Origin of the sequence: Silicimonas algicola, from assembly GCF_003148765.1 — a bacterium.
In the GTDB taxonomy this organism is placed as follows: Bacteria; Pseudomonadota; Alphaproteobacteria; order Rhodobacterales; family Rhodobacteraceae; genus Silicimonas; species Silicimonas algicola.
On the sequence record NZ_QGGV01000012.1, the window covers coordinates 80,988 to 98,656 of the forward strand.

General features: G+C 65.5%; 21 protein-coding genes and 1 other RNA gene. 12 read left to right on the plus strand and 10 right to left on the minus strand.

Features of this window, described 5'->3' with window-relative positions; all coding sequences use genetic code 11:
- Nucleotides 1-30: 30 nt before the first annotated feature.
- From pheS to mscL, 4 genes are all read left to right on the plus strand, one after another.
- A complete protein-coding gene (pheS, locus tag C8D95_RS19540; protein ID WP_109760884.1) occupies nucleotides 31-1,095 on the plus strand; it encodes a phenylalanine--tRNA ligase subunit alpha in 1,065 nt (354 codons plus the stop codon).
- Entirely contained in the window at nucleotides 1,095-1,358 is a 264-nt protein-coding gene (locus C8D95_RS19545) for a hypothetical protein (protein ID WP_109760885.1), read from the plus strand. Before pheS ends, C8D95_RS19545 begins: the two co-directional genes overlap by 1 nt.
- A complete protein-coding gene (gene pheT, locus C8D95_RS19550; protein WP_109760886.1) occupies nucleotides 1,355-3,748 on the plus strand; it encodes a phenylalanine--tRNA ligase subunit beta in 2,394 nt (797 codons plus the stop codon). Before C8D95_RS19545 ends, pheT begins: the two co-directional genes overlap by 4 nt.
- Before the next feature lie 162 nt (nucleotides 3,749-3,910).
- A complete protein-coding gene (gene mscL / locus C8D95_RS19555) occupies nucleotides 3,911-4,339 on the plus strand; it encodes a large conductance mechanosensitive channel protein MscL (RefSeq protein WP_109760887.1) in 429 nt (142 codons plus the stop codon).
- Between the two features lie 45 nt (nucleotides 4,340-4,384).
- Here mscL and ald read toward each other — a convergent pair whose 3' ends face one another.
- Nucleotides 4,385-5,503 (minus strand): alanine dehydrogenase, encoded by a 1,119-nt coding sequence (ald, locus tag C8D95_RS19560; RefSeq protein ID WP_109760888.1) that lies wholly within the window; start codon nucleotides 5,501-5,503, stop codon nucleotides 4,385-4,387.
- A gap of 133 nt (nucleotides 5,504-5,636) precedes the next feature.
- Between ald and C8D95_RS19565 the strand changes: the two genes are divergently transcribed.
- Nucleotides 5,637-6,095 (plus strand): Lrp/AsnC family transcriptional regulator, encoded by a 459-nt coding sequence (locus tag C8D95_RS19565; protein ID WP_109760946.1) that lies wholly within the window; start codon nucleotides 5,637-5,639, stop codon nucleotides 6,093-6,095.
- A 3-nt stretch (nucleotides 6,096-6,098) separates the two neighbouring features.
- Here C8D95_RS19565 and C8D95_RS19570 read toward each other — a convergent pair whose 3' ends face one another.
- Both C8D95_RS19570 and rpsU read right to left on the minus strand, forming a co-directional pair.
- On the minus strand, nucleotides 6,099-6,515 hold the full coding sequence (locus C8D95_RS19570) for an OsmC family protein (RefSeq protein WP_109760889.1): 417 nt from the start codon (nucleotides 6,513-6,515) through the stop codon (nucleotides 6,099-6,101).
- 175 nt (nucleotides 6,516-6,690) lie between these two features.
- Nucleotides 6,691-6,897, minus strand: coding sequence for a 30S ribosomal protein S21 (gene rpsU / locus C8D95_RS19575; protein ID WP_007818122.1), 207 nt, complete (start codon nucleotides 6,895-6,897; stop codon nucleotides 6,691-6,693).
- A 107-nt stretch (nucleotides 6,898-7,004) separates the two neighbouring features.
- Here rpsU and C8D95_RS19580 point away from each other — a divergent pair, with 107 nt between their 5' ends.
- On the plus strand, nucleotides 7,005-7,706 hold the full coding sequence (locus C8D95_RS19580; protein WP_109760890.1) for a COQ9 family protein: 702 nt from the start codon (nucleotides 7,005-7,007) through the stop codon (nucleotides 7,704-7,706).
- A complete protein-coding gene (locus tag C8D95_RS19585; RefSeq protein WP_109760891.1) occupies nucleotides 7,706-8,677 on the plus strand; it encodes an NAD(P)H-quinone oxidoreductase in 972 nt (323 codons plus the stop codon). Before C8D95_RS19580 ends, C8D95_RS19585 begins: the two co-directional genes overlap by 1 nt.
- Here C8D95_RS19585 and C8D95_RS19590 read toward each other — a convergent pair.
- Nucleotides 8,674-9,303 carry a ribonuclease T2 family protein gene (locus C8D95_RS19590; RefSeq protein ID WP_109760892.1) on the minus strand — a complete coding sequence of 210 codons (630 nt, stop codon included), beginning with the start codon at nucleotides 9,301-9,303 and terminating at the stop codon, nucleotides 8,674-8,676. The two genes, C8D95_RS19585 and C8D95_RS19590, sit on opposite strands and share 4 nt — an antisense overlap.
- A 122-nt stretch (nucleotides 9,304-9,425) precedes the next feature.
- On the opposite strand from C8D95_RS19590, the gene C8D95_RS19595 reads away from it, so the two are divergent.
- The 3 genes from C8D95_RS19595 (at nucleotide 9,426) to C8D95_RS19605 (ending at nucleotide 12,498) form a co-directional block, all read left to right on the plus strand.
- The gene (locus tag C8D95_RS19595) at nucleotides 9,426-10,172 is read left to right on the plus strand and encodes a DUF1013 domain-containing protein (protein WP_109760893.1); all 747 of its coding nucleotides are present in this window, start codon (nucleotides 9,426-9,428) and stop codon (nucleotides 10,170-10,172) included.
- 177 nt (nucleotides 10,173-10,349) lie between these two features.
- Nucleotides 10,350-11,129, plus strand: coding sequence for a trehalose-phosphatase (otsB, locus tag C8D95_RS19600; RefSeq protein WP_109760894.1), 780 nt, complete (start codon nucleotides 10,350-10,352; stop codon nucleotides 11,127-11,129).
- A 4-nt stretch (nucleotides 11,130-11,133) separates the two neighbouring features.
- On the plus strand, nucleotides 11,134-12,498 hold the full coding sequence (locus C8D95_RS19605) for an alpha,alpha-trehalose-phosphate synthase (UDP-forming) (RefSeq protein WP_109760895.1): 1,365 nt from the start codon (nucleotides 11,134-11,136) through the stop codon (nucleotides 12,496-12,498).
- Nucleotides 12,499-12,501: 3 nt separating this feature from the next.
- On the opposite strand, the gene recR is transcribed toward C8D95_RS19605, so the two are convergent.
- From recR to C8D95_RS19630, 5 genes are all read right to left on the minus strand, one after another.
- On the minus strand, nucleotides 12,502-13,095 hold the full coding sequence (gene recR / locus C8D95_RS19610) for a recombination mediator RecR (protein ID WP_109760896.1): 594 nt from the start codon (nucleotides 13,093-13,095) through the stop codon (nucleotides 12,502-12,504).
- Nucleotides 13,092-14,144, minus strand: a complete 1,053-nt coding sequence (locus C8D95_RS19615) for a TraB/GumN family protein (protein WP_109760897.1) — start codon at nucleotides 14,142-14,144, stop codon at nucleotides 13,092-13,094. Before C8D95_RS19615 ends, recR begins: the two co-directional genes overlap by 4 nt.
- 1 nt (nucleotide 14,145) lies before the next feature.
- Nucleotides 14,146-14,490, minus strand: a complete 345-nt coding sequence (locus C8D95_RS19620) for a YbaB/EbfC family nucleoid-associated protein (protein ID WP_109760898.1) — start codon at nucleotides 14,488-14,490, stop codon at nucleotides 14,146-14,148.
- A 97-nt stretch (nucleotides 14,491-14,587) separates the two neighbouring features.
- Entirely contained in the window at nucleotides 14,588-16,351 is a 1,764-nt protein-coding gene (locus tag C8D95_RS19625; RefSeq protein WP_109760899.1) for a DNA polymerase III subunit gamma/tau, read from the minus strand.
- 74 nt (nucleotides 16,352-16,425) lie between these two features.
- On the minus strand, nucleotides 16,426-16,662 hold the full coding sequence (locus C8D95_RS19630; RefSeq protein ID WP_109760900.1) for an HP1242/YdcH family protein: 237 nt from the start codon (nucleotides 16,660-16,662) through the stop codon (nucleotides 16,426-16,428).
- Nucleotides 16,663-16,760: 98 nt separating this feature from the next.
- Here C8D95_RS19630 and C8D95_RS19635 point away from each other — a divergent pair, with 98 nt between their 5' ends.
- Nucleotides 16,761-17,258: a protein-tyrosine phosphatase family protein gene (locus C8D95_RS19635; RefSeq protein WP_109760901.1), complete on the plus strand. Its 498-nt coding sequence runs from the start codon at nucleotides 16,761-16,763 to the stop codon at nucleotides 17,256-17,258.
- On the plus strand, nucleotides 17,255-17,539 hold the full coding sequence (locus C8D95_RS19640) for a hypothetical protein (RefSeq protein ID WP_109760902.1): 285 nt from the start codon (nucleotides 17,255-17,257) through the stop codon (nucleotides 17,537-17,539). The genes C8D95_RS19635 and C8D95_RS19640 overlap by 4 nt, the downstream gene beginning before the upstream one ends.
- An 8-nt stretch (nucleotides 17,540-17,547) precedes the next feature.
- Here the strand turns inward: C8D95_RS19640 and ffs are convergent.
- Nucleotides 17,548-17,644, minus strand: an RNA gene (gene ffs / locus C8D95_RS19645) — signal recognition particle sRNA small type.
- Between the last annotated feature and the right edge of the window lie 25 nt (nucleotides 17,645-17,669).

Sequence of the window (17,669 nt, forward strand, 5' to 3'; positions counted from 1 at the left end):
GGGAAGCGGGACGGGAAGCGAGGGTCCGGCATGGACGATCTGAGACAGAAATATCTGGGCCGCATTGCCGAGGCAGGGACCGAGGCGGCGCTCGAGGAGCTGCGCCTCGCGGCCGTCGGAAAGAAGGGCGAAGTCAGCCTCGCCATGCGTGAACTGGGCCGCATGACGCCCGAAGAGCGGCAGGTCGAAGGCCCGCGCCTGAATGCGCTGAAGGACGAGATCAATTCGGCGCTCGCGGCGAAAAAGGCGGCGCTCGAGGATGCGGCGCTGGACGAGCGCCTGCGCGCCGAGTGGCTGGACGTCACGCTGCCGGGTCGCCCGCGTCCGCAGGGCACGATCCATCCCGTCAGCCAAGTGACCGAGGAGGTCACCGCCATCCTCGCCGACATGGGCTTCGCAGTGGCCGAGGGCCCGCAGATCGAGGACGACTGGTATAACTTCGACGCGCTGAACATCCCGTCGCACCACCCGGCGCGGACCGAAATGGACACCTTCTACATGGCGGGCAAGGACGGCGACAACCGCCCGCCCCACGTGCTGCGCACCCACACCTCGCCCGTCCAGATCCGCTCGATGCAGCAGCACGGCGCGCCGCTGCGCATCATATGCCCGGGCCGCGTCTACCGCGCCGACTACGACCAGACCCACACGCCGATGTTCCATCAGGTCGAGGGTCTGGCCATCGACCGCGACATCTCGATGGCGAACCTGAAGTGGGTGCTGGAGGAGTTCTTCTCGGCCTTCTTCGGCACCAAGGTGAAGACCCGCTTCCGCGCCTCGCACTTTCCCTTCACCGAGCCATCGGCCGAGGTAGACATCCAGTGCTCCTGGGAAGGCGGCACGGTCCGCGTCGGTGAGGGCGACGGCTGGCTCGAGGTGCTGGGGTCGGGAATGGTGCATCCCAAGGTGCTGCAGGCAGGTGGAATCGACCCGGCGGTCTGGCAGGGCTTCGCCTTCGGCATGGGCATCGACCGTATGGCGATGCTGAAGTACGGGATTCCGGATCTGCGGGCGTTCTTCGACTCGGATCTGCGGTGGCTGAGGCACTACGGGTTCAGCGCGCTGCAGGTGCCGACGCTGCATGGGGGGCTTTGATGGCAAATTATCTGAAGGTCGTTCGCATTCTGGGGTTTTTGCTGCTTGGTTATTCAATCGTGACAATTGCATTGGCCGTCTTCGGAGGCATGTCTGAAGGCATTGGATTTTCTGAGAGTCTTCGAACCGTAGTATTGAACGATATGTTCACCCTTGAAGGCGTGGCCGCGTATTCGTTCTACACCTTTGTCTTAGGCTTCGCGTTTATTTGGACGGCGAATATTGTCGGCAATCTTTTAAATAATGCGAGCTCAAAGAAATGAAATTCACTCTCTCGTGGCTCCACGAGCACCTCGCCACACCCGCCTCCGTGGACGAGATCGCCGAGACCCTCACCGACCTCGGGCTGGAGGTGGAAGGCATCGAGAACCCTGCCGACAGGCTCAAGAGCTTCACCCTCGGCAAGGTCCTGAAGGCCGAGCAGCACCCGGATGCCGACCGTCTCCGCGTCTGCGTGGTCGCCACCGACGAGGGCGAGAAGCAGATCATTTGCGGCGCGCCGAACGCGCGCGAGGGGATCACAGTCGTCGTCTGCAAGCCCGGCGACTATGTCCCCGGCATCGACGTGACGCTGTCTGTCGGCAAGATCCGGGGCATCGAGAGCCACGGGATGATGGCCTCGGAGCGCGAGCTGGAACTGTCCGACGAGCACGACGGCATCATCGAGCTGCCCTCGGGCGAGGTCGGCGAGAGTTTCGTGGACTGGCTGGCGAAGAACCGGCCCGAGGCGGTGGACCCGGTGATCGAGATCGCCATCACTCCGAACCGCCCCGACGCGCTCGGCGTCGAGGGGATCGCCCGTGATCTCGCCGCGCGTGGGATAGGGACGAAGATCGACCGCGGGATCGAGCCGGTGCAGGGCAGCTTCCCCAGCCCCATCGGCGTGACCATCGACGCCGACACGCTGGATGGCGCCCCCTATTTCGCGGGCCGCGTGATCCGGGGCGTGAAGAACGGGCCTTCGCCCGAGTGGCTGCAGAAGCGTCTGCGCGCCATCGGCCTGCGCCCCATCTCGGCGCTCGTCGACATCACCAACTTCTTCACCTATGACCGCAACCGCCCGCTGCACGTCTTCGACGCCGACAAGGTTCGGGGAAACCTCCGCGTCCACCGCGCCAAGGGTGGCGAGACGCTGCTTGCGCTGGACGAGAAGACCTACAGCTTCGAGCCGGGGATGATCGTCATTTCCGATGACCGCGCGCCCGAAAGCATCGCGGGCGTCATGGGCGGCGAGGAGTCGGGCGTGACCGAAGAGACGGTGAACGTATTCCTCGAAAGCGCCTACTGGGATCCCGTCACCATCGCCAACACGGGCCGCGCGCTGAAGATCAACTCGGACGCGCGTTACCGTTTCGAACGAGGCGTCGACCCGGCCTTCACCCGTCCGGGGCTGGACGCCGCGACAAGGATGATCCTCGAGTTGTGCGGCGGAGAGGCCTCCGATGTGGTCGAGGCTGGTGCAGTGCCCGATACGACACGGTCCTACCGTTTGGACACCGCACGGTGTTCCTCGCTCGTCGGCATGGACATCCCCGAGGCAGAACAGCGCGCGACGCTGAAACGGCTGGGGTTCACGCTCGACGGCGACATGGCGACGCCGCCCTCGTGGAGGCCGGACGTGCAGGGCGAGGCGGACCTCGTGGAGGAGGTGGCCCGCATCGCGTCGCTCACCAACCTCCAGCCGACGCCGATGCCGCGCATGACAGCCGGCGTACCGAAGCCGATCCTGACGCCGATGCAGAAGCGCGAGCAGGTGGCGCGGCGGCTGACGGCGGCGCTTGGCTACAACGAGTGCGTGACCTACAGCTTCATCGACGAGACGGCGGCAGCCCTTTTCGGCGGAGCGGAAGGCAGGCGGGTCGCCAACCCGATCTCGTCCGAGATGACGCACATGCGACCCTCGCTTCTGCCAGGCCTGTTGCGGGCGGCGGCGCGAAACCAGGCGCGCGGCTTCCAGGACCTGGCGCTCTTTGAAGTCGGCGCGATCTTCCACGGCGGTGAACCGGGCGAGCAGGAGATGCTGCTGACCGGCATCCGCGTGGGTGCGACGGGGCCCAAGGAGGTCCACGGGACACGCCGCCCGGTCGACGTCTACGACGCCAAGGCCGACGCCGAGGCGGTGCTGTCGGCGCTCGGCGCGCCCGCGCGCGTCCAGTATCCGCGTGGCGCCAAGGGCTGGTGGCATCCCGGGCGGTCGTCGCGCATCACTCTCGGCCCCAAGATCGTACTCGCGGCCTTCGGTGAATTGCACCCGAAGGTCCTGCGTGCGCTCGACGTGAAGGGTCCGGTAGTGGGCTTCAGCGTCCATATCGCCGCGATCCCCGAGCCGAAGAACACCAGTGCCTCGCGTGGGGCCCTCGCGATCAGCGACCTGCAGGCGGTGGAGCGGGACTTCGCCTTCGTCCTCGACGCGGGTGTGGAGGCGATCGACGTCGTGAACGCGGCCCTGGGCGCGGACAAGGCGCTGATCGACGAGGTGCGCGTCTTCGACGAGTTCGTGGGCGGCAGCCTCGGCGTTGGAAAGAAGTCGCTCGCCATCGCCGTGCGTTTGCAGCCGCGAGAGGCGACGCTAACCGAGGACCAGATCGAGGCCGTGGGCCGTACCATCGTCGAGAAGGTGGGCAAGGCGACGGGCGGCGTCCTGCGAGGGTAAGTGCAGGCGAAAGAGCTAAGGTCGGCGCTCTGACGCGCCGGTCCAAACATTCCCATTGCAACAGTACCGTATGAGGCTAAAGGATTGTTCGCGCAAACAATGTGTGAACAGCCGTGGCGAAGCATTGGCGTCCCGTCTGAAACACTCAGCAAGAGGGATAACATGATAAACGAATTCAAGGATTTCATCGCCAAGGGCAATGTCATGGACATGGCCGTCGGCATCATTATCGGTGCGGCCTTCACGGCCATCGTCACGTCTCTGGTGGATGACTTGATCAACCCGATCATCGGGCTTTTCACCGGCGGAGTCGACTTCAGCAACCTGTTCTGGGTCATGGGCGGCGGCGAGTATGCCAGCCTCGCGCAGGCGCGCGACGCAGGGGCGACGGTCTTTGCCTACGGCTCGTTCTTCACGGCCGTAATCAACTTCCTCATCATCGCATGGGTCGTGTTCATGCTGGTGAAGATGGTGAACCGCGTGAAGGCATCGGCGGTCCGGCCCGACGACGTCGCGCCCGAAGTCGATACCGGCCCCTCGGAGAAGGACCTTCTGATCGACATCCGGGACGCGCTTCGCCTACGCGCCTGACATATCTGCAGAACGGCGAAAGGCCCGCCAGTTCGGCGGGCCTTTTCACATTCGGATGGCCTGTTCCGCGGGGACGGACTCGAGGCCGAGGGCTCTGCCGACAGCGGCATAGGTGAGGGTCCCGGCGTGAACGTTCAGTCCGGCGCGCAGGTGCGGGTCCTCGGAACAGGCGACGCGCCATCCCTTGTCGGCGAGCGCCAGAAGGAAGGGCATCGTCGCGTTCGTCAGCGCGATGGTCGAGGTCCGCGCGACGGCACCCGGCATGTTCGCCACGCAATAATGCATTATCCCGTCGACTTCATAGATCGGGTTCTCGTGGGTGGTGGCTTTCGAGGTCTCGAAGCACCCGCCTTGGTCGATGGCCACGTCGACGACGGCTGCCCCGCGCTTCATCGTCGAAAGGTCTGCGCGACTGACGATCTTGGGTGCGGCGGCGCCGGGGATCAGCACGGCGCCAATCACCATGTCCGCCGTGGCGATCAGTTCGGCTGTTGCCGCGGCACTGGCGAAGCGATTACGGAAGTCGCGCGAGAAGACGTCGTCGAGGTAGCGCAGGCGCGTCAGCGAGCGGTCGAGCACCGTGACGTTCGCGCCCATTCCGGCCGCCACACGGGCGGCGTTGGTGCCGACGACACCGCCGCCGATCACTACGACCTCGGCCGGCCCGACGCCCGGCACGCCACCAAGAAGGACGCCGCGTCCGCCGTTGGCTTTCTGAAGAGTCCATGCGCCGACCTGGGGCGCAAGTCGACCCGCAACCTCGGACATGGGTGCCAGAAGCGGCAGGCCGCCACCCGCGTCAGTTACCGTCTCATAGGCGATGCAGGTCGCGCCGGAAGCCAGGAGGTCGCGCGTCTGGTCCGGATCGGGAGCGAGGTGGAGGTAGGTGAACAGAACCTGGCCCTCGCGAAGCATCGCACGCTCGACCGCCTGCGGTTCCTTCACCTTCACGATCATGTCGGCCTCGGCGAAGATTTGCGCCGCACCGGTGGCAATGTTTGCACCCTGCGCGACGTAATCGGCGTCTTCGAAGCCCGCGCCCAGGCCAGCCCCGGTCTCGATCAGGACGGCGTGACCGTGACGCACAGCCTCGCCGGCGGTCGAGGGGGTCATGCCCACCCGGAACTCCTGCGGCTTGATCTCTTTCGGGCAACCGATCTTCATTTCGCACTCCTTGTGTTGCGTGGAGTATCGGCGGAATCGGATGCAAGCTGTGTCTTTTCTGAAGCTGCCAAAGTCGCTATCACGAAAGAACCTTCGGATGGTTCAGGGAATTGACGGAGATTCTTGCGTGTTGATTGAACTGGACGCGACAGATGCCCGCATCCTCGCAACGCTTCAAAAACGAGGCCGCATCAGCAATGCGGAACTCTCCGAGACGGTGAACCTGTCCGCTTCTGCGTGCCATAGGCGGGTACAGCGACTGGAAGAAGCAGGTGTCATTCTGGGCTATGTCGCCTTGCTCGATCCTAAAAGGCTCGAACGCTCGACGGTGGTCTTCGTCGAGATCACGCTGTCTGGCCAGACGGACGAAGTGCTTGACGCCTTCGAACGCGAAGTACGGCTGATCCCCGACGTCCTTGAATGTCACCTCATGGCGGGGACGGCCGACTATCTTCTGAAAGTGGTGGCGGCCGATACCGAAGACTTCGCCCGCATCCACCGCAAGAAGCTCGCACGGTTGCCCGGCGTCGCGCAGATGCACTCGTCCTTTTCGCTCCGCACCGTGCGGCATACCACGGCGCTGCCAGTCTAGGAGTCAGGCGGTTTCGACAACCTCGAAGTCGTGTGTGACGGTTGCGGTCTTCTCGAGCATCATCGTGGCCGAGCAATACTTCTCGACCGACAGGTCGATGGCGCGCTTCACGCGCTCTTCGGACAAGCCCCGCCCCTTGACGACGAAGTGCATGTGGATCCGCGTAAAGACCTTGGGAGGCTCGGGCGCACGGTCGGCGTCGAGTTCGACGATGACATCCTCGATCTGCTGGCGGCCCTTCTTCAGGATTTCGACCACGTCCCAGGCCGAGCAGCTTCCCGCGCCTAAAAGCACCAGTTCCATCGCGGAGGGACCGGGCTTCGGTGCGTTGCCGTCCGCAGTTCCGATCACGATCGAATGGCCGCTTTCGGTCTGGCCTGTGAAGGTCTTGTTGCCGAGCCAGGTGATCGTGGACTTCATGCGCGCTCTCCGCTGTGACGGAGGTGACTTACGTCCACTGTCACGGGCAGGCAAGGGCGCGCCGGTGTCTCTGTCGAAGCGGGGGGCGCTGGAAACAACAAACCCCCGGGCAGGGCCACGGGGGTCGTCGTTCGGTGGTTCGGTCCAGGACCATGCCACCCAGGTGTTCAGAAGCCTAGAGAAGGCCCTCGCGCTGCGCCTTCTTGCGCGCAAGCTTGCGGGCGCGGCGGATGGCCTCGGCCTTCTCGCGCGCTTTCTTCTCGGAGGGCTTCTCGAAATGTTGCCGAAGCTTCATCTCACGGAATACGCCCTCACGCTGCAGCTTTTTCTTCAGGGCACGAAGCGCCTGATCGACGTTGTTGTCGCGAACACTGACCTGCATGTGGTTGTCACCACCTTTCTAAGTTAGAGTTGCACAGAATTTGCAGGAAGTGGCCCTATAGCAGGGGCGCGCTAGCTTGTAAACTGCATGCATTCCCGGAGGTTTCCATGACCAAGACCCTTCCGACGGATCCCCGTCTTGAAGCGCTTCTCGACGCCGCACTCGACCACGTCCCGTTCGACGGCTGGTCGCCCGCGACTTTCCGCGCGGCCACAAGCGAGGCCGGAATGACAGAAGCGGAAGCGAAGGCGCTGGCGCCGCGTGGCGCGATCGACCTCGCCGTCGCCCTGCATCGGAGGGGCGACCGTGCTATGGTCGAGAAGATGGCGTCGGTCGGCAGTGTCGACATGCGCTATCGCGACCGCGTGTCCGCCGCCCTGCATTACCGGGTCGAGGCCTTGCCGGACCGCGAAGTGGCTCGAAAGTCGTCTGCGTTGTTTTCGCTTCCGACACACGCGGCAGAGGGCGCGAAATTGATCTGGGAGACGTCGGACGCGATCTGGACTGCGCTTGGCGACACGTCGCGCGACGGAAACTGGTATTCCAAGCGCGCAACCTTGTCGGCGGTCTGGGGGTCGGTGGTCCTGTACTGGCTCGGCGATGACAGCATCGGACACGAGCGGACGAAGGAGTTCATCGACCGCCGCATCGACAACGTGATGTCTGTCGAGGAGATAAAGGGCCGGCTGCGGAAGAACCCGCTGACGAAGCCGCTGATGGAGATCCAGGCGGCGATCATGGGGCGGGTCAAGGCGCCCTCCCGCGCCGACCGTTCGAATCTGCCTGGTCGCTGGTCGCCGGACACCTGATGCGTGCGGTTCAGATCGTCCGTCCAGGCGGACCGGAGGTTCTCGTGCCATGCGAGCGTCCAATGCCCGAGCCGAACGTGGGCGAGGTGCGCCTGCGCATCGCCTGGGCCGGGGTAAACCGCCCCGACGCGCTTCACCGGGCAGGTAACTATGCCCCGCCGCCGGGGGCTTCCGATCTGCCGGGCCTTGAGGCTTCGGGGATGATCGATGCGGTCGGGCCGGGCGTGACCGAGTGGAGAAAGGGAGACGAGGTCTGCGCGCTTCTGCCGGGCGGAGGATACGCCGAATACGCCGTCACGCCCGCTGCGCACTGCCTCCCCATCCCCAAGGGAATGGGGCTAGATCAGGCGGCCTGCCTACCCGAGACCTACTTCACCGTCTGGACGAACGTTTTCGAACGCGGTGGCCTGACGGCGGGAGAGACCTTCCTCGTCCACGGCGGGACGTCGGGTATCGGCACGACGGCGATCCAGTTGGCGCGGCGTTTCGGGGCGCGCGTTTTCGCCACTGCGGGAACGGATGAGAAGTGCGGGACTTGCATGGACCTCGGGGCCGAGCGGGCGATCAACTACCGCACCGAGGACTTCGTCGAGGTGATGAAGGCGGAAGGTGGCGCGGACCTTATCCTCGACATGGTCGGAGGAAGCTACATCCCACGGGACATCGCGGCGCTGAAGGTCGACGGGCGTCTTGTCTTCATCGCCTTTCTCGGCGGACCAAAGGCCGAGGTCAATTTTCAGGACGTCATGGTGCGCCGCATCTCGATCACCGGATCGACCCTGCGGCCCCAGTCCGTCGCGGCCAAGGCGCGCATCGCCGACGCTTTGAGGCGGGACGTCTGGCCGCTTCTCGATTCGGGCGCAGTCGCGCCGGTCATGGATCGCGCCTTCGCGCTCGAGGATGCCGCAGAGGCGCACCGTGCGCTGGAGGCCGATCACGTCGGCAAGATCGTTCTGAGGGTCGCCGGCTAGCGGATCGGGTCGAGACGCGCGTCCTGCATCGTGCAGTCGCGGATCACGTCGCTGCCGCAGACGCGGGGTTCCAAGTCCTTCGTCAGACAGATCCGCGCCTCCTGGATGCGGCCTGACGTGCAGGTGATCGTGATCGCGTCGGGGACGAGGTTCGGATTCGCTTCGACGAAGGCATCCTCGACGACCGAGGCAGGCAGGCGGACGGAACGGTCGAGGCGCGCGAAGATCGCGGGTCTCTCGATCCGGTCATAGGCGTCCCGTGCGAGGCCGTAGAAGGCGTCCGCGGACAATCCCGAACAGCGGCCGTGCTTGTTCCACTGATGCCAGGCGTTCCCTGACGATCCGAAGAGGTCTTCCTCGGCTGCCGTATCGGCGCGGGTCGGGTTGCGTGCATCGGTGCGGCAGTAGCTGGGCCAACCGTCTTCGTATTGCGGCCAGAGACCGTGCAGGATCCAGCCTGCGTCCTTCTTCGGATCGCACTGTGCGGCATTCCGCGCGTCACCTTCCAGCGCACACCAGGTCGGCGACCAGGACAGCGACATAACGTAATAGTCGAAGTCTCCCGCCGCTTCTCCGTCGGCCTGCGCCGTTCCCGCTGCAAGAAGCAGTGCCAGGAGTGACCGCATTTCCCTCTTCCCTCCGAAGCCTTGCGCGATTATATAGCCGCCAATTCCCCGAAATTCGAGGAGTGGGTCTACCGGCCCAGCCTGTTTCAGGCACCGGGAGAGATTTGTCAGGAGACGACGCGATGAACAAACCGATCATGGCAAAGGCCACTGCCGTCTGGCTGGTCGACAACACCACGCTGAGCTTCAAGCAGATCGCCGAATTCTGCGGACTGCACGAGCTCGAGGTTCAGGGCATTGCCGACGGCGACGTCGCGACCGGCGTGAAGGGCTTCGATCCCATTACCAACAACCAGCTCACGCAGGACGAGATCGATACCGCCGAGAAGGACCCGTCGCGCAGCCTGAAGCTGAAGTTCAACCCGGCCGCCGTTGGCGAGGAGAAGCGCCGCGGTCCGCGCTATACGCCTTTGTCCAAAAGGCAGGACCGTCCGGCTTCGATCCTCTGGCTGGTGAAGTTTCACCCCGAGTTGACGGATGGCCAGATCTCGAAGCTTGTCGGCACGACGAAGCCCACGATCCAGTCGATCCGCGAGCGCACGCACTGGAACATCGGGAACATTCAGCCGATCGACCCCGTCGCTCTGGGCCTCTGCAAGCAGTCCGAACTGGATGCGGTCGTTCAGAAAGCTGCGTCGAAGCGGGTAAAGGACGGCGAGGTGATGACGGACGAGGAGCGCCGCAAGCTGGTGTCGACCGAGCAGTCGCTTGGCGGCGATACCGAGCCGCGCATTCCGACCGCGATTTCGGGTCTGGAGACGTTTACCCTGACCCAGCACGACGACGACGACGTGGATCGGCGTGTTCCGGACAAGGACACGTTCTTCAATCTTCCCGACGCCTCGGACGACGACGACGAAGAGGAGTGAGGGATTGCCTGCAGGTCAGGCATTCGGCGACTTCGATAAGTGGGGCGCGTCGGTCTGACGCGCCCCGTCGTTTTTTGCGGAACAACTTCCGTGCGGGTCCGTTGGCCAAGTGAACACAAGCCGAAGCGCCATAATTTCCCGACCCACGGCTCCGACAGGATCGGCTCGCGTTACTAGATGACTGACGTATTCGACACGACCGACGACAGCGACACCCCAGGATCGACGTTTCCCTCCGCCGATCCTGGGGTGTGCGCCATCTTCGTCGACTTCGACGGCACACTCGTCGAGATAGCGGATCGTCCGGAGGCCGTAAGCGTTTCGGATGCGCTGCCGGGGCTGCTGTCGGACTTGGTCGATGTGGCGAATGGCGCGGTGTGCATCGTCAGCGGTCGGAGCGTAGAGGTCATCCTGTCGTTCCTGCCGAGCTTCGCTGGCGACATCGTCGGGTGCCATGGCGGAGAAACCCGGATCTGCGGCGTCGCGTCGGAGCACAGGCTTTCGGGTTCGGAAGAGGTCAAACTGCTTTTCGAGGACTGCTCTGCCTTCGCCGAGGAAAGGCCGGGTGTCCAGGCCGAGGCGAAACCGACGGGCGCGGTCCTGCATTACCGGCGCGCGTCCGAGGCGGTGGCGCAAGAGGTCAAAGACTATGCCGCGGAGCTGGAGCGGCGCCACGGGGCCTTCGAGCTTCACCCGGCCAAGATGGCGCTTGAGTTTCGGCCGCCGGATGTCGGGAAGGAAAAGGCGGTGGAGCGTCTGATGCGCGCGGCGCCCTATGCGGGAAGGATGCCGGTCTATTTCGGCGACGACACGACGGACGAGCCTGCGCTGTCTTGGGTGAGGGCGCGTGGCGGTCTTTCGGTCAAGGTCGGGACCGGGGAGACGGGAGCGGAGTTCAGAGCTGAATCGCCGCAGGATGTGACGCGGTTTCTCAAGAGGATGACCCAAAAGGAGTGATGGAATGGGACGGCTGGTGGTGGTGTCGAACAGAATTCCCGGAGACGGCGCGCCGTCGGGCGGGCTGGTCGTAGCCCTGCATGACACGCTGTCCAAACGGGGTGGTGTCTGGATCGGAAGCAGTGGCGAGACGCATGATGTGCCGTCCACGAGCCTCCGTGAAGTTGGATCGACGCCCTATCGGCGACTGGCCTACGACCTGAGCCACGAGGATCACGAGGAATTCTATCTCGGATATTCGAATTCCGTGCTCTGGCCCCTCTTTCACTACAAGCCGGATTTGATCGACCTTCATGACGGGTACTTCGACCGCTACGCCGAGGTGAACCGACGTGTCGCGAAGATGGTTGCCGATGTGCTGGAACCCGACGATCTTCTTTGGATCCACGACTATCACTTCCTTCCCCTGGCGCAGGAGCTTCGGGCTCTTGGAGTCACGAACCGGATCGGCTTCTTCCTCCACATTCCTTTTCCGAATGCGCAGAACCTTCCGGCGCTGCCTGAGGCGCGCGAGGTGCCGCATTGGTTGGCCGCCTGCGATCTGGTGGGCCTTCAGACAAAGCGCGACGTGGCGGCGTGCCGGGAGTCTCTGCGGGTCTCGGAGCAGGTCGAATTTCTGGGGGAAAGCACGATCCGCTGCGGCGGGCGGACCTTCACCCTGGCGCATTTCCCAATCGGTATCGACGCCAAGGGGTTCGCCGAACTGGCGCGTACGGCGCCCGCACCGACGATGGCTGTCGCGGCCAACACTAAGATCGTGCTTGGCGTCGACCGGCTTGATTACTCCAAGGGGCTGGTTCACCGCTTCCAGGGTTTCGGGGCTTTCCTGGAACACCGTCAGCCGGGATCCATGCGCGCGACGCTGCTTCAGATCGCACCGCCGTCACGGTCGGACGTCGAGGCCTATGCCGACCTTCGCGAGCAGCTCGACATGATTTCCGGGTCGATCAACGGCGCTCACGCCGAGCTGGACTGGACGCCGATCCGGTACATCCGCCGTCCCGTCGATCGGGATGCACTCGCTGCGATCTACCGGAGGTCGGCGGCCGCCTTGGTGACGCCGCTTGCGGACGGAATGAACCTCGTGGCGAAGGAATATGTTGCCGCGCAGGATCCCGAGGATCCGGGCGTGCTGATCCTGTCGCATTTCGCGGGCGCGGTGGAACAGCTGGAGGAGGCCATCGTGGTCAATCCATACGACGCCACGAACATGGCCGAGGGGATCGAGCAGGCCCTGACGATGCCTTTGGACGAGCGGCAGCGCCGGCACGCGAGCCTGTGGCGCAACGTGTGCGAAGAGGACGTCGAATGGTGGACGCGGCGCTTCCTCGACCGGCTTGAGCAGGACGCGCAGGTCGAGGCGGCCTGAGGTTCAGACCGCCTTACGGGCCTTGAGTGCGGCACCGATAGTGCCGTCGTCGAGGTAGTCGAGCTCTCCCCCGACGGGCACTCCCTGCGCAAGCGACGTGACTGCGATCCGACCTTCAAGCTGCTCGGCGATGTAGTGGGCCGTCGTCTGCCCGTCGACGGTGGCATTCAGCGCCAGGATGACCTCCGAGACGTTCTCGGCTGCGATGCGGTCGAGAAGCTTGGGGATGCGCAATTCCTCTGGCCCCACGGCGTCGAGGGCCGAGAGGGCGCCGCCGAGGACGTGGTAGCGCCCTTTGAAGACCGATGCGCGCTCCATCGCCCAGAGGTCGGCCACATCCTCGACCACGCAAAGCTCGCCGTTGGCGCGCTTGTCGCTTTCGCAGATCGCGCAAAGGCTGGCGGTGCCGATGTTGCCGCAGTTGAGGCATTCGCGGACGGTCTGGCCGACGCGCGTCAACTGGTCGGCCAGGGGCATCAGGAGGAGGGCGCGCTTCTTTATGAGGTGCAGGACAGCCCGGCGGGCCGAGCGGGGACCGAGGCCAGGTAGCTTGGCCATCATCTCGATGAGGGTTTCGAGGTCCGTCTTGCCGTTCACTCCGCTTCTCCGGGAAGCGGCTCGCGGGTCAACGTGTAGCCTGCGCCGCGGAGGAGTTCGATCATGCCCGTCTCGCCCGGAAGGTGCCCCGCGCCGATGGCGACGACGACGCCGCCCTCGTCCAGTTCGGGCAGAAGCGTCTGGAGGAATCGCTGGTTGCGTTCGAGCAGGAGATAGTCGTCGGTGAGTGTCAGTGCCTCAGCCCCCGTGTCACCCAGAACCTCGTTGATGTAGGCGCTATCGGCCACAGTCATCAGGCCGAGACGGCCTTCGAGGTAGATCGCGAAGGCGGTCTTGCGCTCGTCGTTCGAGGTCACGGGGCGCAGATAGCTGCCGTAGACGGCGGTGATGGCATTCGCGATCTCGGGCCGTTCGTCGAGATCGTCGAGGAAGGCGGTCTGCGCCTCGAGGCCAAGGATCCGGGCTCCGGCGATCCGGCCCTGGACCTGGATGTAATCGTCCTGGATCGGAAGGACGCCGGTCGAGAAGTCCTCGCAGGGATCGGACAGGAGCATCTCGGCGATACCGCCGGGGGACAGAACGAGGTCCATGTCCTCGGTCCAGCCGAGTTCGATGCCGCGCTCGCGGATCCAACCGTCGATCTCTTCGGGCACGCCCGCGATGGTCCCGAGGGAGCCTGTCGCCTCGAACGGGTCGCCGCCTTCGAGGAAGCGGGACGGGTAGTACTGGGCGTCGCGGTAGGACTGCCGGGTCGGATGGATGAAGTCGACCTCGACCGCGACGACGCGGGCCGCGTCGATGGCGTCCTGAAGCGGCTGCGGCAGGTCCAGGATCAATCGGTCCGAGGCGTGGAACGTGCCCCAGAGGTGCGACACGGCACCGGAGGGCGCCTCGATCCTCCAAAAGCGGCCGGTCCCGTTCGGGATCTCTGCCGCGGCCTCCTCGAGCGCAGCGCGGCCGGGAGGGCTGAAGGCCTCGTCGACGATCTCGGGCACGTCGACGGTGCAGACTTCGACCGTCGCCCAGTCCTGCGCGAGGGCTGGTCCCGAGAGGAACGCCAGGACCGCGAGGACGGCGCCGCGCGTCATCTCAGAAGGGCATCTTCATGTCGGCGGGCAGGCCCATGCTTTCGGCCATGGCGCGCATTTCCTTTTCGTGCCGCTCGGAGGCCTTGGACTGCGCGTCCTTGATGGCGGCGAGGATCAGGTCCTCGACCACTTCCTTTTCCGTAGGATTGAAGATCGAGGGGTCGATATCCAGCGCCGTCAGTTCGCCCTTGGCTGTGGCGGTCGCCTTGACGAGACCGGCCCCGCTTTCGCCGACGACGGTGATCGCGTCGAGCTGCGCCTGGAGCGCGTCCATCTTGGACTTCATCTCCTGCGCGGCCTTCATCATCTTGCCCATGTCGGCAATTCCGCCAAGTCCCTTGAACATGCGTCTCTCCCTCGTGTTCAGGTGTCGGGTTACAGATACGAAGCCGGTCCGGCAGCGGCAAGGGACGGCTTTCAGAACCTCGGGCGGCAATCCGCCGTCAGTCTTCCTCGAACGGATCCCATTCGTCCTCGACTTCGGGCAGCGCGGTTTCGGCGGTCTCGTTGGCGATCTCGGCTGCCGTCCTGAGCGCGCCGATGGACGCGCCGGGGAACGCCTTCAGGATTGCAGCGACGGTCGGGTCGTCCGAGGCGCTGGCCTTCAGGGCGTCGGTCTCGGCGTCCCGCGCTTCCGAGATCGTGGGCGCTCCGCCGGAGTTGGCGACGGTCACGGTCCACCTGACGCCGGTCCATGACTGGAGGCGCTGGCCGAGGCGCTGTGCCAGGTCGCGGGGCGTGCGGTCGGTCGGCTCGAACTCGATGCGGCCGGGCTGGTAGGAGACGAGGCGGATGCCGTCCTCGACCTCGACCACGAGCTTCATGTCGCGGTTGGCACGGATCAGCTCGACCACGCGGCCGAAGGTGGGGAAGCGCGACAGGGCGCTTTCAGGAGCCTGCGCCAGCGCGGCCTGGGGACCGCCGCCGCGCGGTCCCGTGGTGGCCATCTCGGCCGCGCGGGACGCAACGGCCTGAGCGCCCTCGCTGCGGATGGACGGCTGCCCGCCACCTCCTCCGCCGGGACCGGATGGGGGCGGGACGGGCGTGTCCTTGAGCTTTGCCACCAGTTCGCCGGGGGTCGGCATGTCGGCAACGTGGGTCATGCGGATGACGGCCATCTCGGCGGCCATCATGGAATTGGGCGCGTGGCCGACCTCGTCCAGCGCCTTCAGGCCCATCTGCCACATCCGGCTGAGGACGGGCATCGGCAGCCGGTCGGCCATCGCGCGACCGCGGGCGCGTTCGTCGGGGCCGACGGTCGGGTCGTCGGCGGCATCGGGAGTGATGCGGATGACGCTGATCCAGTGCGTGATCTCGGCGATGTCGCGGAGGATGGCGAGGGGATCGGCGCCGTCGGCATATTGCGCAGAGATCTCGGACAGCGCACCGGCGGCGTCGCCGGTCACGATCATTTCGAAGAGGTCCATGACCCGACCACGGTCGGCGAGGCCCAGCATGGCGCGCACCTGGTCGGCTGTCGTCTCGCCCGCGCCGTGGCTGATGGCCTGGTCGAGAAGCGATGTCGCGTCGCGGGCCGAGCCTTCGGCTGCGCGGGTGATGAGGGCAAGCGCGTCGTCGGCTATGCTGGCGTTCTCGGCCGACGCGATCTTCTTCAGGAGCGCGATCATCACCTCGGGCTCGATCCGGCGCAGGTCGAAGCGCTGGCAGCGCGACAAGACGGTGACGGGCACCTTTCGAATCTCGGTCGTGGCGAAGATGAACTTCACGTGGGCGGGCGGTTCCTCGAGCGTCTTCAGAAGCGCGTTGAACGCGCTCGTCGACAGCATGTGAACCTCGTCGATGATATAGATCTTGTAGCGCGCGCTGGCGGCCCGGTAGTGGACGCTGTCGATGATCTCGCGGATGTCGCCCACGCCTGTTCGGCTGGCTGCGTCCATTTCGAGGACGTCGACGTGGCGGCCCTGGCTGATGGCGATGCAGTGCTCGCAGACGCCGCAAGGTGCGGTCGTGGGGCCGCCCGTGCCGTCGGGGCCGACGCAGTTCATGCCCTTGGCGATGATCCGCGCCGTGGTCGTCTTACCCGTGCCCCGGATGCCTGTCATGATGAAGGCCTGCGCGATCCGGTCAGCCGCGAAGGCGTTCTTCAGGGTGCGCACCATCGCGTCCTGGCCCACCAGGTCGGCGAAGGTCTCGGGCCGGTATTTCCGGGCCAGGACCTGGTAGGTCTTCTCGGTGGTGTCGCTCATCGCCTCGGCCGGATTCGGAACTTGCGGAGGTTAGACCGGCAGGGGTCGAGCGTCCACCGTCCGAGGCCCGCACCTTACTCGGTGAGCATCGCGTATAGCTCGTCTTTCAGCGAAGCGCGACGCTTCCGCAAGCTGACCTCGGACAGCGCGTCGAGCGGCTCGATGTTGGTCTCGGCGCGGTGCACGGCGCGGTTGATGGCGTGGTATTCGTCGTAGAGCCGCGAGAAATGGGTGTCGGCGCCCTTGAGAGTATGGATGCGGTCTGCGTGCGAGGGGAATTCTTCGGCGAGTTCGTGGGGGACGTGGGTCATGGGGGGCTCCTGTGTCGTCTCGCTGGTACTTTATGGAGCGTGAGGCGGAGCGCCTTGACCGGTGTCAAAGCGAGGCCGAAGCGGTTAGGCTTCGTGGCATGTACGAGATCAGCCAGATCGCACTTGGCCCGGGGTGGCTGGGCATCGCGCCCATGCCGGGGCGGACAGGGCGCTACGAGGCCGACCTGGGCGTCATCCTGCGGTGGCCGGCGAGCCTGGTTCTGACGATGACGCCGCTTGCGGAGCTCGAGCGGTCGGGGGCGGGAAGACTGGAGGCAGACCTGCGCGCGGCGGGTGTCGCGTGGCGGCAGGTTGCCATACCGGACTTCGGCGCACCGGGGACGGAGGCCGAGGCGCTGTGGGGCGAGGCATCGGGTTTCGCACGCGAAACCCTCTCTGGAGGAGGCCGGGTGCTGGCGCATTGCCACGGCGGGTGCGGGCGGTCGGGGACGGCCCTTCTGCGCCTGATGGTGGAGGCGGGAGAGGACGCTGGCGAGGCGCTGGCGCGGTTGCGCGCGGTGAGGCCCTGCGCCGTCGAGACCGAGGCGCAGTGGGCCTGGGCGAGCCGTGCGACGCCGGACCGGACAGGCGGATGACGATGGCGGGCGAGCCGTCGGACGGACGCCGCATGGCGCTGACCGCGGGCCTTGCGGCCTGGGTTCTGGCCTTTGTCTACTCGTTTGTCGCCGGGGTGGAGGAGGGCGCGGGCTTTCGAATTTTCGCCGGTTGGCAGGCCATTGCGGGGGTGGTTGCCGTGGCGGTCTTCGGGCTTGGTCGGGCCTGGCCGAAGGCATCCGCAGTGCGGCGCATGTCGGGCTTCCCGCTAGGCGTGGCGGCCTTGCAGGCGCTGGTGCTTGCGGGCCTGGCATGGCTTTGAGGGGGTAAGGTGAGAGGCTGGACAACGACCCAAGCGGGGCTCGTTACGGCTGCTTCCTTCCGGACCTGACCGGGTTGGCGAGGCGCTCGCCCGCGCCAACCTCTCGAGGCCGGATATAGGGGGCGGGGCG

What these genes read in the sequence shown, in the direction of transcription:
- C8D95_RS19640 (WP_109760902.1), top strand. Translation starts at nt 17,255, where the DNA reads ATGACGATGGCGGGCGAGCCGTCGGACGGACGCCGCATGGCGCTGACC.
- C8D95_RS19635 (WP_109760901.1), top strand. Translation starts at nt 16,761, where the DNA reads ATGTACGAGATCAGCCAGATCGCACTTGGCCCGGGGTGGCTGGGCATC.
- C8D95_RS19570 (WP_109760889.1), bottom strand. Translation starts at nt 6,515, where the DNA reads ATGAAGTCCACGATCACCTGGCTCGGCAACAAGACCTTCACAGGCCAG.
- C8D95_RS19545 (WP_109760885.1), top strand. Translation starts at nt 1,095, where the DNA reads ATGGCAAATTATCTGAAGGTCGTTCGCATTCTGGGGTTTTTGCTGCTT.
- C8D95_RS19615 (WP_109760897.1), bottom strand. Translation starts at nt 14,144, where the DNA reads ATGACGCGCGGCGCCGTCCTCGCGGTCCTGGCGTTCCTCTCGGGACCA.
- rpsU (WP_007818122.1), bottom strand. Translation starts at nt 6,897, where the DNA reads ATGCAGGTCAGTGTTCGCGACAACAACGTCGATCAGGCGCTTCGTGCC.
- C8D95_RS19595 (WP_109760893.1), top strand. Translation starts at nt 9,426, where the DNA reads ATGAACAAACCGATCATGGCAAAGGCCACTGCCGTCTGGCTGGTCGAC.
- mscL (WP_109760887.1), top strand. Translation starts at nt 3,911, where the DNA reads ATGATAAACGAATTCAAGGATTTCATCGCCAAGGGCAATGTCATGGAC.
- pheT (WP_109760886.1), top strand. Translation starts at nt 1,355, where the DNA reads ATGAAATTCACTCTCTCGTGGCTCCACGAGCACCTCGCCACACCCGCC.
- C8D95_RS19630 (WP_109760900.1), bottom strand. Translation starts at nt 16,662, where the DNA reads ATGACCCACGTCCCCCACGAACTCGCCGAAGAATTCCCCTCGCACGCA.
- C8D95_RS19625 (WP_109760899.1), bottom strand. Translation starts at nt 16,351, where the DNA reads ATGAGCGACACCACCGAGAAGACCTACCAGGTCCTGGCCCGGAAATAC.
- C8D95_RS19605 (WP_109760895.1), top strand. Translation starts at nt 11,134, where the DNA reads ATGGGACGGCTGGTGGTGGTGTCGAACAGAATTCCCGGAGACGGCGCG.
- C8D95_RS19620 (WP_109760898.1), bottom strand. Translation starts at nt 14,490, where the DNA reads ATGTTCAAGGGACTTGGCGGAATTGCCGACATGGGCAAGATGATGAAG.
- C8D95_RS19585 (WP_109760891.1), top strand. Translation starts at nt 7,706, where the DNA reads ATGCGTGCGGTTCAGATCGTCCGTCCAGGCGGACCGGAGGTTCTCGTG.
- otsB (WP_109760894.1), top strand. Translation starts at nt 10,350, where the DNA reads ATGACTGACGTATTCGACACGACCGACGACAGCGACACCCCAGGATCG.
- ald (WP_109760888.1), bottom strand. Translation starts at nt 5,503, where the DNA reads ATGAAGATCGGTTGCCCGAAAGAGATCAAGCCGCAGGAGTTCCGGGTG.
- C8D95_RS19590 (WP_109760892.1), bottom strand. Translation starts at nt 9,303, where the DNA reads ATGCGGTCACTCCTGGCACTGCTTCTTGCAGCGGGAACGGCGCAGGCC.
- C8D95_RS19580 (WP_109760890.1), top strand. Translation starts at nt 7,005, where the DNA reads ATGACCAAGACCCTTCCGACGGATCCCCGTCTTGAAGCGCTTCTCGAC.
- pheS (WP_109760884.1), top strand. Translation starts at nt 31, where the DNA reads ATGGACGATCTGAGACAGAAATATCTGGGCCGCATTGCCGAGGCAGGG.